The organism is Aeromicrobium phoceense, assembly GCF_013868155.1.
GTDB lineage: Bacteria > Actinomycetota > Actinomycetes > Propionibacteriales > Nocardioidaceae > Aeromicrobium > Aeromicrobium phoceense.
This window is the reverse complement of record NZ_JACEOG010000002.1, coordinates 323,232-335,610: the sequence shown is the minus strand read 5'-3', so window position 1 is coordinate 335,610 and position 12,379 is coordinate 323,232. Positions and strand designations below refer to the sequence as shown.

The window sequence follows — 12,379 nt, the reverse complement described above, 5'->3', positions numbered from 1 at the left end:
TCAGTCGGCCTTCGGGAGGGCGGCGAGCATCCGCTCGAGCGCGATCTTGGCGTGGACGGCGACGTCGTCGGTCACCACGATCTCGTTGCGGACCTCGCCCTCGACCAGGCCGTCGAGGACCCACGCGAGGTAGCCCGGGTGGATCCGGTACATCGTCGAGCAGGGGCACACGACCGGGTCGAGGCAGAAGACCGTCTTGTCGGGGTGCTCGGCCGCCAGCCGGTTGACGAGGTTGATCTCGGTGCCGATCGCGATGACCGAGCCGGAGGGCGCCGCGGCGACGAACTTCCTGATCGCGTCGGTCGACCCGGCGGCGTCGGCGGCGTCGACCACGGCCATGGGGCTCTCCGGGTGGACGATCACGCGGACGCCCGGGTGCTGGGCGCGGGCCTGCTCGATCTGGGCCACGGTGAAGCGCTTGTGCACCGAGCAGAACCCCGGCCACAGCAGCACGCGGGCGTCGCGCAGGACGTCCTCCTCCACCCCGAGGCCGGGACGGCGCGGGTTGATCATCGGCATCTGCTCCAGCGGCACGCCCATGGCCTTGCCGGTGTTGCGGCCCAGGTGCTGGTCGGGGAAGAACAGCACGCGGCGGCCCTGCTCGAAGGCCCACTCCAGCACGGTGGAGGCGTTGGACGAGGTGCACACGATCCCGCCGTGGCGGCCGCAGAACGCCTTGAGCGCGGCCGAGGAGTTCATGTACGTGACCGGGACGGTGTCGTCGTCGCCGTAGAACTCGGTCAGCGCCTCCCAGGCCGCCTCGACCGACTCCTCGTCGGCCATGTCGGCCATCGAGCAGCCCGCCGCGAGGTTCGGCAGGATGACGCGCTGCTCGGGACGGGCCAGGATGTCGGCGGTCTCGGCCATGAAGTGCACGCCGCAGAAGACGATCGCCTCGGCCTCGGGGCGGGTCAGCGCGGCGTTGGCCAGCTGGAAGGAGTCGCCCACGAAGTCGGCGTACTGGACCACCTCGTCGCGCTGGTAGAAGTGCCCGAGGATGACCAGGCGGTCGCCCAGGGTCTCCTTGGCGGCACGGATGCGGGCGTGCAGCTCGGCCTCCGGCATGCGCTGGTACGCCGCGGGCAGCTGGCCCGGGCGGGTGACCGGAGCCGGGATGACGTCGTCCTCGGACGCGCCCGGACCGTAGCCCGGGAACCGGTCGAACTCCCACGGCTGCTTCGCCAGCTCGGCGTCGCACGTGTCGCCGGGCGCCGTGACGATGAGGTCGTTGATCGAGAGGGTCATGCTGTCTCCAGTCGGTAGAGCGCCGGCGGCCGGTGGCTGGTGCCGGTGACGTGACGGCCCGTGGCGACGATGCGCGGGTGGGCGAGTGCCTGACGGCGGAAGTTGGCGGGATCGAGGCGCACCTGGCGGACGGCCTCGTGCACCTCGCGCAGCTGGGCGATCGTGAACTCCTCGCCCGTGAACGCGTGCGCGATGTCGGAGTACGTGATCTTGGCGCGCAGGCGGTCGAGCGCGTACGTGACGATCGCGTTGTGGTCGAAGGCCAGGGCGGGAACCTCGTCGGCGACGAACCACTCCACGTTCTCGCCGTCGATCGCCCGCGCGTCCTCGTCGGGCCGCACGAGCGCCCAGTAGACGATCGAGACGACCCGGTCGGGCGAGCGGTCGATGCCGCCGAAGCTGTAGAGCTGCTCGAGGTACGACGGCTCCAGCCCGGTGGTGCGGCGCAGGGTCGTGCGCGCCGACGTGACGAGGTCCTCGGCCGGCTTGAGCGGGCCACCGGGCAGCGCCCACTGGCCGAGGAACGGCTCGCGGATGCGCTTGACCAGCGGCAGCCACAGCGTGTCGCGCCCCGTGGTGGGGTGCGGGCGCAGCGCGAAGATCACCGTGGACACGGCCAGCTCGATGCGTTGCTCCATCACACCCACCTCCTTAGGGTCAGTGCGACACTAAGGGGTGGTTATGGTCATGTCAACCCTAAGTCTCAGAAGTAGTCGCGGATGAGCACCGGGCCCGACGGCGGCTCGAACGCCTCGGGCTGCAGGACGAGCAGGTCGTAGGGACGGTGCTCGCGCACGCGGTGCTCGGGCAGGACGTCCGTCAGCTCGGTGCCCGAGGTGTCGAAGCGGATCGTCGGGGTCACGCTCGAGAAGGTGCCGAACATCCACAGCAGCGAGTCGCGCGCCGCGTCGTCGGTCCACACGAGGTCCTCGACCTCGACGTGGGCGTCCCCGCCGACCCCCGCGGACCGGTTCCAGGCGCCGTACGCGACGGCACGACCGCCCTCGTCGAGCGCCAGCGTGACACCCGTGGCGTCGTCCAGCCACGCGTCGTGGTCGAACTCCACCGACGTGCGGGTGAGCGGACCGTCATGGCGACTCGCCCACTCGGCGTAGATCCGCTGGAGCGTCGGCACGTCGTCCGTGGTCGCCCGTCGCAGCTCGTGCCGCCGCTCGAACCGGTGCAGGGTGGACGCGTCGACCTCGATCGTGTCCATCGCGCCGACCGTCCGGTACCCCAGGCTCGCGTAGATCCCGGGGGCGCTGGCGAACAGCGTCGCGACGACGTCACCCTGCGACCGGGCGTCGTCGTGCAGGCGCTCCATGAGCGGACGCAGCAGGCCGCGCCCGCGGAACTCCGGCGCGATCGCGACGCCGCCGACGCCGCACGTCGGCACCTCGCGCCCTCCGAACCACGAGGCGTACGGCTTGCGCGTGGTGGTGGCCGCGAGACGCCCGTCGATGAACAGCCCCCAACGCTCGTACGCCGGGTCCTCGACCCGGTCGCCACCCAGCGTCGCCGTCCCGAACGCCGGAAGTCGCACGGCGACCAGCGCGTCGCGGTCGTCCTCGGTCAGTCTGCGGATGTCCATGGACCCGACCCTAGGCGAGCACTCAGCGATAGTCGCGGGACCGGTGGCCGCTCGGCACCGCCGGGTCGATCAGCCGCTCGAGGGTCTCGGCGACGAGGTTGACCGCGCCCTGCTGGTGTTCGAGGCGGCCGCGGATCACCACGGCGGCGCTGGACCGCGCCACGGTGCGGTGCCGCTGCCACACGGCGTCGAACACCACCACGTTGAGCATCCCGGTCTCGTCCTCGAGGTTGAGGAACGTGACGCCCCCGGCGGTGTACGGCCGCTGGCGGTGGGTGATCAGTCCTGCCACCCTGATCCTGCGGTCCGATTCGTGATCGGCCAAGGAGCTCACCGCCAGGATTCCTGCGGCGTCGAGCATGGCGCGCAGGTGGGCGAACGGGTGCTCGCTCGGCGAGATCTTCGTCGACTCGAGGTCGGCGAGCGTCAGCTCGACGTCGCTCATCCCCGGCAGCATCGGCGGCGGCGCCACGATGGCCGTGCCCGGCAGCCTGTCCTGGCCGTCGGTGTAGCCCGCGTTCCAGATCGCCTGGCGCCGGGTGAGGCCGAAGTCGTCGAAGGCGCCGGCGGTGGCCAGCTGCTCCTGCTGGGCCCGGGTGAGACCGCACCGCCGCACCACGTCGGCCATGTCGGCGAAGGGGCGCTCCTCGCGCGCGGCCACGATCCGCTCGGCGTCGGCCGAGCCGATCCCCTGCACCGAGGTCAGCCCGAGGCGCACCGCGTGGTGACCGTCGCGCCGGTGATTGGCGAAGTCGGGGGCGGCGGAGGGGTCGAACTCCCCCACCGGCGGCTGCTCAGGATGCGCGCACGACGCGCGGCCGGTGGGACCGGTCGGGTCGCCGAGCGGCTCGAGGTCGGCGTGGACGCCCGACCGCACGATGTCGGGACGGCGGACCTCGACCCCGTGGCGGCGCGCGTCGGCCACGAGCGACTGCGGCGAGTAGAACCCCATCGGCTGGGCGCGCAGCAGTCCGGCCAGGAACGCCGCCGGGTGGTGCAGCTTGAGCCAGCTGCTGGCGTAGACCAGCAGCGCGAAGCTGATCGCGTGGCTCTCGGCGAACCCGAAGTTCGCGAACGCCTGGATCCGCCCGTAGATGTCGTCGGCGAGGTCGCCGGTGATCCCCTTCTCGGCCATCCCCCGGTACAGCTGGTCGCGGAGACGGTCGATCTTCTCGATCCCCCGCTTGGACCCCATGGCCCGGCGCAGCAGGTCGGCCTCGTCGCCGGTGCAGCCGCCGAGCACCATCGCGATCTGCATGAGCTGCTCCTGGAACAGCGGGACCCCCAGCGTGCGCTCCAGCACGGGCTCGAGCACCGGGTGCGGGTACGTGATCGGCTCCTCGCCGAGCTTGCGCCGGATGTAGGGGTGCACGGCGCCGCCCTGGATCGGGCCCGGGCGGATCAGCGCGATCTCGATGACCAGCTCGTAGAACCGGCGCGGCCGCAGCCGCGGCAGGGTGCCGATCTGGGCCCGGCTCTCGACCTGGAACACCCCGATCGAGTCGGCCCGGCACAGCATGTCGTAGACGCCCTGCTCCTCCTTGGGCATCGTGGCCAGGCTCCACCGCTCGCCGACGCGCTCGGCGACGATGTCGAAGGTGTGCTGGATGGCGCCGAGCATCCCCAGCCCGAGCAGGTCGAACTTGACCAGGCCCATGTAGGCGCAGTCGTCCTTGTCCCACTGCAGCACGGTGCGGCCCTCCATCCGGGCGCGCTCGATCGGGACGACCTCGCCGACGGGACGCTCGGTGAGCACCATGCCGCCGGAGTGGATGCCCAGGTGGCGCGGGGACTTCATCGCCTGCTCGGCCAGGCGCACCACCGGCTCGGGGATCGCGTCGGCCTCCTGCTCGGGGGCGTCGGTGCGGACGGACGACCACGAGTCGATCCGCTTGCTCCAGGCGTCCTGCTGGCCCACCGAGTGGCCCAGGGCCCGGGCCATGTCGCGCACGGCCGATTTGGGCCGGTAGCTGATGACGTTGCAGACCTGGGCGGCGTTGCGGCGGCCGTACTTCTCGTAGACCCACTGGATCACCTCCTCGCGCCGGTCGGAGTCGAAGTCCACGTCGATGTCGGGCTCCTCGTCGCGGGTGGCCGACAGGAAGCGCTCGAAGGGCAGGCCGTACTTGATCGAGTCGACCGCCGTGATCTCGAGGGCGTAGCAGACCGCGGAGTTGGCCGCCGAGCCCCGGCCCTGGCACAGGATCCCGCGACTGCGGGCGAACGCCACGATGTCGTGGACGATGAGGAAGTAGCCGGCGAAGTCCTTCTCCTCGATGACCGCCAGCTCGCGCTGGAGCCGGGCCTCGGCGGTGTCGCGGTCGGCGGCGTAGAGGCGGTCGGCGCCGCGACGCACGAGCTCGCGCAGCCACGTCATCGGCGTGGGCCCCCGGGGCACCTGCTGCTTGGGCAGCCGCGGCGGGGCCTTGCGCAGGTCGAAGCCACACGCGTCGGCGATCTCGACCGAGCGGGCCACCGCCCCGGGCCACCGCGCGAACCGCTGGGCCATCTCGGCACCGGAGCGCAGGAACGCCGGCGGGGCGAGCCAGCCGTCGAGCTCGGCCAGGCTGCGGCGCGCCCGGACCGCGGCGAAGGCCTGGGCCAGCCGGGCGTCGGCGGGCCGGGCCGCGTGGACGTTGCCCGTGGCGACGGTGGGCAGGCCGAGGTCGGCGGCCCACCCGGCCAGCGCGTCGTTGGCGGGTCCGTCGCCGGGCCCCCCGTGGTCGGTCAGCTCGACGACCACGTGCTCGGCCCCGAACAGGTCGACGAGCCTGTGCAGGCCCGCGATGCCCTCGCGCCGGACCCAGCCCTTGCGGCACCCCGTGAGCACGACCCACTGGTCGCGGCCCCGCTCGGCCAGCTCGGGCAGGTCGTAGACCGGCCGGCCCTTCTCGTCGCCCGCGAGGTTCGCCTCGGTGATCGCCGAGGCCAGCGCGTGGTAGCCCTGAACGCCGCGCGCCAGCACCAGCAGGTGGTCGCCCTCGGGATCGGGGACGCCGTTCTGCGGCCCGGGCAGGCCCAGCGACAGCTCGGCGCCGTAGACCGTGCGGAGGCCGTGCAGCTGGGCCGCCTCGGCGAACCGGGCCGCGCCGCTGAAGCCGTCGTGGTCGGTGAGCGCGAGGGCCGACAGCCCCAGGTGCACCGCTTCGCGCACGAGCTCCTCGGGGTGGCTCGCCCCGTCGAGGAAGCTGTGGTTGCTGTGGCAGTGCAGCTCGGCGTACGGGACCACCGCATCGGGCGCGGCGGGCACCTCGGGGGCCTGGTACGCGCCGCGCTTGCGCGAGAACGCCGGACCGTCGCCGCCGTCGGGCAGCGGCTGCGCGGGGTCGCGCCACCGGCCCGACAGCCGCGCCTCCAGCTCACGCCACGAGATGTCGGGGTTGTTCCAGCCCATCAGTGGACCACCATGATCTCGATACGACGTCTCGCTGCGCTCGCCGTCACTCGATCACCGGCAGCGCGCCCGGTGGTTGAGTAGCAGGCGACGAAGGAGCCGCGTATCGAAACCACCGCTCCCGACCCTCCCGCGAGCCCACCGCCGACCCGGTCAGTCATAGCGGGCCTCGGTCCACCAGTGGCCGTTCTCGACGACCATGAGCCAGGCGCTGCCGTCGACGCCGACGACCTGGAAGCGGGCGACGCGCCGGGCGGCGGCCTCGTCCCACCAGTGCTCGTCGACCGGCCACGGCCCGGCCCAGGCCGCCACGGGCTGCCAGGCGGCGTCGACGCCGGCCCGGAAGCGCGCCGGCCGTCCGGACAGCGCGCCCCGCCCGCTGACGCTGACCGGCATCCCCTCGGCGCCCACCACCTGCGCGGGCGCGGGCTCGGCGAACACCGTGGCCGGCGCCGGCGGCGGCACGCTGCCCGGCCACGGCCGGTCGCGGGGCCGCTGGGCGACGGGACGCTCGCCCCACGCGGCCGACAGCCGGCGGTCGGACGGTCCCCGGCCGCCCTGCACCCCGACCGAGCGGACCCCCTCGGGGCCCACCAGCGCCTGGACCCGCGCCACCGACCGCTCCACCTGGTCGTCGGGCCCGCCCCCGAACAGGCTCTCGGCATGCTTGCCGGGGGGCCCGACCTCGCCCGGGACGCAGCGCACCGCCACGACGGGCCCGCCGGGAGGGGCGGCCGACAGCTGCCACCGGACGCGGTCGAGCACGTCGACCGACCCGAACCACCGGGGGTGGCGCCACAGCCGGCTGGACACCCGGGGCTCCCCCGCCACCTCGGCGTCCACCTCGATCCGCAGGGTGGAGCAGACCAGGCCCGCCGCGTCGAGCCGGCGGACGAAGTCCTCCACGGTCTGGCGCGCGCTGAAGACCACCGCATCGGCGCGCTCCAGCGCCGGCTCGAAGCCCACCGACGCCACCAGCTCGGGCGGCGGGGTGCGACGCGAGATGCGGCGCACCTCCTCGCCCCGGGACCAGCGGTGCATCAGGGCCCCGTGAGCGCCGAAGCGGGCCAGCACGTCGGGAGCGGGCAGCGCCGCGAACTCCCCCACCCGGCGGATCCCCAGCCGGCGCAGCACCGTGACGAGGTCGAGTCCGGGCGCGGCCGGGCCCGCGGGGGCCGGCACCTCCAGCACCTCCACGGGCAGGTCGCGCAGGAAGTCGACGTTGCCGCCGGGCGCCACGATCACGCTGTCCTGCGCCGGGGCCCGGCGTGCGGCCAGCTCGGCGACGAAGACGCCGTCGGCGATGCCGAAGCGCACGTCCCACACCCCGAGCCCGACGAGGTGCTCGGCCATCACCGCGACCGCCTCGGGCTCGCCGCCGTAGTACCGCTCGGGCACCGACAGCGCACACAGGCCCGGCCGCAGGGGTGCCACGCCGGGGCTGAGCTCCTCCAGCGTGGTGACGACCTGCTCGAAGGCGCGGGCGTCCACCTCGGGGCGGTGGTCGCAGACCACCAGGTCGGGGCAGCGCGACTGGGCGTCGCGGCGACGCATCCCCCGGCGCACGCCGAGCGCGCGCGCCGCGGGCGTGCAGGCCAGCACCACGCCCTTGTCGAACACCGCCAGCGCGGGCGAGGGCTCGCCACCGCCGCGCGCCGCCTCGGCCAGCTCGCCCTGGTGCACGAGCGCCGGCCAGTCGGGCACCCACACCACCATCGTGCGCATCAGCCCGCCACCTGCTCCATCGACGACCCGAGGCGGGAGTCACGGTCCGCCGACCGGCCGAGGGCGACCGGGGCCACGCGCAGCTCGCGGCTGGGGAACCACAGCCGACGCGAGCCCGTGACACGGCCCCCGCGCTCGACCTCGACGGTGGCCTGGCGCGCCACCAGGTGCCCGTGCCCGTCCTGGGGACCCGCCCAGACCGTGTCGCGCAGGCGCAGCCGGGCATCGGCCCGCGGCCAGTCCCCCACGGCCACGAGGACGCCCTGGCGCCGGTGCAGCCGGGCCCTCAGCCGGGCGACCTCGCGCTCGGGCAGTGTGACCCGGTCGACCATCACCACGCCGACCGCGTCGACCAGCGCACCCAGCACCGAGGCCGGGTCGGTGCCCACGTCGGGCACCCACACGGTGCGATCGAGGTCGACCCCCACCTCGGCCGCGGCTTCGAAGCCGACCTGGTCGCTGCCGACCATCGCGCACCAGGCGCCGTCGCGGGACGGGCCCGCCATCAGCAGCAGGGCCAGGCTGGTGGAGTCGACCGCGTAGCTGCCACCGGGCTGCAGCGCCAGCAGTCCCGACAGCGCCGGATGCGTGGGCATCGACAGCACCGACGGACGTCCCTGCATCCGGCCGATCTTGGCCCGCAGGTCATCGACCAAGGCGGCAGGAGGGACGGCGAGACTCACCCCTCCATGATCGAACACCTGTTCGAAGGAGTCAACACGAACCCCCACATCGGAGACGACACCGCGGGTGGTAGGCCCTCAGGCCCACCACCCGCGGTGAGGTGTCCGCGCGATCAGCGCGAGAGCTCGATGGATCCACCGGGGATCGCGTCGAGCAGCCGGCGCGTGTACGCCTGCTTGGGGTTGCTGTAGACCTCGTCGACCGAGGCGTGCTCGACCAGCTTGCCGCGCTCCATCACCAGCACGTCGTCGGCGATCTGGCGCACGACCGCCAGGTCGTGGGTGATGAACAGGTACGACAGGCCCAGCTCGGCCTGCAGGTCGGCCAGCAGCGACAGGATCTGCGCCTGGACCAGCACGTCGAGAGCGCTGACGGCCTCGTCGAGGATCACGACCTCGGGCTGCAGCGCCAGGGCACGAGCGATCGCGACGCGCTGACGCTGGCCGCCGGAGAGCTCGTTGGGGAACCGCTGCGAGACGGTCCACGGCAGCGAGACCTTGTCGAGCAGGTCGCGGACCCGCGCCTCCCGCTCGGCCTTCGAGCCCATGCCGTGCGTGCCCAGCGGCTCCTCGATCGCCCGGAAGATCGTGTACTGCGGGTCGAGGGAGGCGTACGGGTTCTGGAACACCGGCTGCATCTGCCGGCGGAAGGCCAGCTGCTGCTTCTTGGTGCGCAGGGTCGAGATGTCGACCCCGTCGAACTCGACGGTGCCGCTCGTGGGCTCCAGCAGGTCGAGCACCATGCGCGCGACCGTGGACTTGCCCGAGCCGGACTCGCCCACGATGGCGGTGGTGGTGCCGCGGGGCAGCTTGAACGAGACGTCGTCGACGGCGACGAACTCGTTCTTGCGCCACGGAGCCGAGCCGGGGATGCTGAACACCTTCCGCAGGCCCTTGGCCTCGAGCACGATGTCGGAGCCCGCGCCGAACTCCGACTCGAGCTGGGCGACCTCCCCGGCCAGCTCCTCGGCGACCTCCTGCGCCTGCTCGCGCACCTCGGCACGCTGCTGCGACAGCAGCCGCTGCGAGGCCAGCGACGGGGCGCTGGAGATGAGGCGCTTGGAGTAGGGGTGCTGCGGGTCCTGAAGGATGTCCAGCGCGGGACCCGACTCGACGATCTGGCCCTTGTACATGACGACCAGGTGGTCGGCGCGCTCGGCGGCCAGACCCAGGTCGTGCGTGATCAGCAGCACCGCGGTGCCCAGGTCGGCGGTCAGCTGGTCGAGGTGGTCCAGGATCTGCTTCTGCACCGTCACGTCGAGCGCGCTGGTGGGCTCGTCGGCGATGAGCAGCTTCGGCCGGGCGGCCAGGCCCATCGCGATGAGCGCGCGCTGGCGCATGCCGCCACTGAACTCGTGCGGGTACTGGCGCGCACGCTGCTCGGCGTCGGGCAGGCCGGCCTCCTCGAGCAGCTCGACGACCCGTCGCTCGACGTCCTTGCCCTTGACCACGTCGTTGGCCACCAGGACCTCGGCGATCTGCTTGCCCACCTTGACGAGCGGGTTCAGGTTGCTCATCGGGTCCTGGGGCACCAGGCCGATGCGCGAGCCGCGGACGGCCAGGATGTCCTTCTTGCTGGACTGGGCGATGTCCTTGCCCTCGAAGAGGATGGACCCGCCCGTGACCCGGCCGGTACCCGGCAGCAGGTCGATGATGGCGTGGGCCGTGGTGGACTTGCCCGATCCGGACTCGCCCACGATCGCGACGGTCTGACCGGGGTAGACCGTGAGGTTCGCACCGCGGACGGCGGGGATGTCCTCCTTGTTCTGGCGGAACGCGACGTGCAGGTCGGTGACCTCGAGCAGCGGGGTGGCGTTCATTCGCGGTTCCTCGACTTCGGATCGAGGGCGTCGCTCACGGCGTCGCCCAGCAGGATGAATCCCAGCGACGTCAGGGCCAGCGCCGAGGCGGGCCAGAACATGACGCCGAGCCGCTCGCCCGAGCGCACCTGGTTCTGCGCGGCGGAGATGTCGTTGCCCCACGAGACGATGCTGGTCGGCAGGCCCAGGCCCAGGAACGACAGCGTGGCCTCGGCCACGATGTAGACGCCCAGCGACACGGTCGCCAGCACGATCACCGGGGCGAGGGAGTTCGGCACCACGTGGCCCCACAGGTTGGCGCGGCGGGTCTTGCCGATGGCGCGCGCCGCGTCGACGAACTCGAGGTTCTTCACCTCCAGGACGGCACCGCGCGAGATGCGCAGCACCTGCGGCCAGCCGAACGCCGCCAGGGCGAACACCACCGTGAGGATGAAGCCCCAGTAGCCGCGGTCGGGCCACAGGTTGTTGATGATCGACAGGCCGACCAGCGCACCGAGCAGCAGCGGGATCGCGAAGAAGATGTCGGCCACGCGGGAGATGAACGTGTCGGACAGGCCGCCGTAGAAGCCGGCCATCGCGCCGAAGAGCACACCGGGAATGGTGACCACGAGCGTGCACAGGAAGCCCACCAGCACCGAGGCGCGGGCGCCGTAGATGGTGCGGGCGAACACGTCGTAGCCCTGCTTGTCGAAGCCGGCGATGTGGCCCTCGCTGGGGCCCTCGAGGCTGCGGCTCAGGTCGGCGCGCGTGGGGTCGATGTCGGTGAACAGCTGCGGGAACAGCACGACGATCGTGACGAAGAACAAGATGACGACCGAGACCCAGAAGATCCAGTTCTTCCGCAGGCGCTTCCACGCCTGCTTCCACTGGCTCTCGGGGCTGCGGGACTCGTCGAACGCACCGGTGTCCGCCAGGGGCGTCACCTCGACGGGAGCGACGAAGCGCTCCTGGCCGGGCAGGGTCTTCGGGGGGAGGTCGATGGGGAACTCAGGCATAACGGATCCTCGGGTCGAGCCAGGCATAGAGGAGATCGACGATCAGGCTCATGACGATGTAGATGAGGACCATCACCGTGACGACCGAGACGATCGTGGGGCCCTCCTTCTGCTGGATGGCGCGGAAGGCGAGGTTGCCCAGACCGGGGATGTTGAAGATGCCCTCGGTCACGATGGCGCCGGCCATCAGGGTGCCCAGGTCGGCACCGAGGTAGGTCACGACGGGGATCAGCGAGTTGCGCAGCACGTGTCGCCGGTTGACCTGCCCGTCGTTGAGGCCCTTGGCTCGCGCGGTGCGCACGTGGTCGGCGGTGAGGTTCTCCACCACGGAGGTGCGCGTGAGGCGCAGCACGTAGGCGAACGACACCAGCCCCAGGACGAACGCCGGGATGATGAGGCGGTCCCAGCTGGCGTCGCCGCCGACCGTGACCGGGGCCCAGCCGAGCTTGACGCCGAAGATCAGCTGCATCGTGAAGCCGAAGACGAAGATCGGGACCGCGATGACCAGCAGCGAGGTCACCAGCATCGTGGAGTCGAAGATCTTGCCGCGCTTGAGGCCGGCGAAGAAGCCGGCGGCGATGCCCAGGACGCCCTCGATGATCAGCGCCATGAACGCGAGCTTGAACGTGACCGGGATGGTCTCCGCGAGCAGCTCGCTGACGGGGCGGCCCGAGAACGAGACGCCCAAGTCACCTTGCGCCGCGTTGCCCAGGAAGAGCAGCCACTGCACCAGGAACGGCTTGTCGAGGTTGTACTGCTGCTCGATCTCGGCCCGGACCGCGTCGGAGACGGGCTTCTCGCCGAACAGCGCCACGATGGGGTCGCCGGGCATGGCGAAGACCATGGCATAGATGAGCAGCGTGGAACCCAGGAGGACTGGGATGGCCTGCAGGATCCGCCGGCCGATGTACCACCACATAGTTAGG

The 12,379-nt window shown here is 72.1% G+C and carries 9 protein-coding genes; all 9 read right to left on the bottom strand.

Annotated elements, in window-relative coordinates; genetic code table 11:
* The 9 genes from nadA to H1W00_RS14905 all read right to left on the bottom strand — a co-directional run bounded on the left by nadA (position 1) and on the right by H1W00_RS14905 (position 12,372).
* Complete coding sequence (nadA, locus tag H1W00_RS14945) at positions 1-1,245, bottom strand: quinolinate synthase NadA (protein ID WP_181756607.1); 1,245 nt, start codon at positions 1,243-1,245, stop codon at positions 1-3.
* Positions 1,242-1,883: an NUDIX hydrolase gene (locus tag H1W00_RS14940; protein ID WP_181756606.1), complete on the bottom strand. Its 642-nt coding sequence runs from the start codon at positions 1,881-1,883 to the stop codon at positions 1,242-1,244. Before H1W00_RS14940 ends, nadA begins: the two co-directional genes overlap by 4 nt.
* Positions 1,884-1,948: 65 nt before the next feature.
* Entirely contained in the window at positions 1,949-2,836 is an 888-nt protein-coding gene (locus tag H1W00_RS14935) for a GNAT family N-acetyltransferase (protein ID WP_181756605.1), read from the bottom strand.
* Positions 2,837-2,858: 22 nt separating this feature from the next.
* Positions 2,859-6,230: an error-prone DNA polymerase gene (locus H1W00_RS14930; RefSeq protein ID WP_181756604.1), complete on the bottom strand. Its 3,372-nt coding sequence runs from the start codon at positions 6,228-6,230 to the stop codon at positions 2,859-2,861.
* 153 nt (positions 6,231-6,383) lie between these two features.
* Positions 6,384-7,955 carry a DNA polymerase Y family protein gene (locus H1W00_RS14925; RefSeq protein WP_181756603.1) on the bottom strand — a complete coding sequence of 524 codons (1,572 nt, stop codon included), beginning with the start codon at positions 7,953-7,955 and terminating at the stop codon, positions 6,384-6,386.
* On the bottom strand, positions 7,955-8,638 hold the full coding sequence (locus tag H1W00_RS14920) for a hypothetical protein (RefSeq protein ID WP_181756602.1): 684 nt from the start codon (positions 8,636-8,638) through the stop codon (positions 7,955-7,957). Before H1W00_RS14920 ends, H1W00_RS14925 begins: the two co-directional genes overlap by 1 nt.
* Before the next feature lie 113 nt (positions 8,639-8,751).
* Positions 8,752-10,458, bottom strand: coding sequence for a dipeptide ABC transporter ATP-binding protein (locus H1W00_RS14915; RefSeq protein WP_181756601.1), 1,707 nt, complete (start codon positions 10,456-10,458; stop codon positions 8,752-8,754).
* A complete protein-coding gene (locus H1W00_RS14910; RefSeq protein WP_181756600.1) occupies positions 10,455-11,453 on the bottom strand; it encodes an ABC transporter permease in 999 nt (332 codons plus the stop codon). The genes H1W00_RS14915 and H1W00_RS14910 overlap by 4 nt, the downstream gene beginning before the upstream one ends.
* On the bottom strand, positions 11,446-12,372 hold the full coding sequence (locus H1W00_RS14905; protein WP_181756850.1) for an ABC transporter permease: 927 nt from the start codon (positions 12,370-12,372) through the stop codon (positions 11,446-11,448). The genes H1W00_RS14910 and H1W00_RS14905 overlap by 8 nt, the downstream gene beginning before the upstream one ends.
* Positions 12,373-12,379: the final 7 nt, after the last annotated feature.

Bases quoted from the DNA above. Each gene is read 5' to 3' on its own strand.
- H1W00_RS14905 (WP_181756850.1), bottom strand. From the start codon at position 12,372: ATGTGGTGGTACATCGGCCGGCGGATCCTGCAGGCCATCCCAGTCCTC.
- H1W00_RS14915 (WP_181756601.1), bottom strand. From the start codon at position 10,458: ATGAACGCCACCCCGCTGCTCGAGGTCACCGACCTGCACGTCGCGTTC.
- H1W00_RS14910 (WP_181756600.1), bottom strand. From the start codon at position 11,453: ATGCCTGAGTTCCCCATCGACCTCCCCCCGAAGACCCTGCCCGGCCAG.
- nadA (WP_181756607.1), bottom strand. From the start codon at position 1,245: ATGACCCTCTCGATCAACGACCTCATCGTCACGGCGCCCGGCGACACG.
- H1W00_RS14935 (WP_181756605.1), bottom strand. From the start codon at position 2,836: ATGGACATCCGCAGACTGACCGAGGACGACCGCGACGCGCTGGTCGCC.
- H1W00_RS14940 (WP_181756606.1), bottom strand. From the start codon at position 1,883: ATGGAGCAACGCATCGAGCTGGCCGTGTCCACGGTGATCTTCGCGCTG.
- H1W00_RS14925 (WP_181756603.1), bottom strand. From the start codon at position 7,955: ATGCGCACGATGGTGGTGTGGGTGCCCGACTGGCCGGCGCTCGTGCAC.
- H1W00_RS14930 (WP_181756604.1), bottom strand. From the start codon at position 6,230: ATGGGCTGGAACAACCCCGACATCTCGTGGCGTGAGCTGGAGGCGCGG.